Source organism: Flavobacterium sp. LMO6 (assembly GCF_009495795.1).
Lineage (GTDB): Bacteria > Bacteroidota > Bacteroidia > Flavobacteriales > Flavobacteriaceae > Flavobacterium.
This window is the reverse complement of record NZ_WIBH01000103.1, coordinates 1-230: the sequence shown is the minus strand read 5'-3', so window position 1 is coordinate 230 and position 230 is coordinate 1. Positions and strand designations below refer to the sequence as shown.

Annotated in this window: 1 protein-coding gene; it reads left to right on the top strand. The window is 41.7% G+C overall.

Features of this window, described 5'->3' with window-relative positions; all coding sequences use genetic code 11:
- A partial coding sequence (locus GFJ99_RS13590) for a hypothetical protein (RefSeq protein WP_203228809.1) occupies positions 1-230 on the top strand: 230 nt, incomplete at both ends.

The following is a 230-nucleotide window of genomic DNA, read 5'->3' as shown; positions in this document are numbered from 1 at the left end:
GGGTAGTACGCTGACTGTCGATAATGGTGAGTGGGGAGGTAACACACCCATCGTATATGAATACCAATGGTTGAGAGATGGTTCAAACATTGCTGGTGAGACTAACCAAACCTACATATTAACGTCTGATGACTTAGGGTTGAGCGTTTCTTGTAGTGTCACAGCAACCAATTTATATGGCTCTGATTCTAAAGTAACCAATGTAGTTGTAGTAGATTCTACTCCAACAC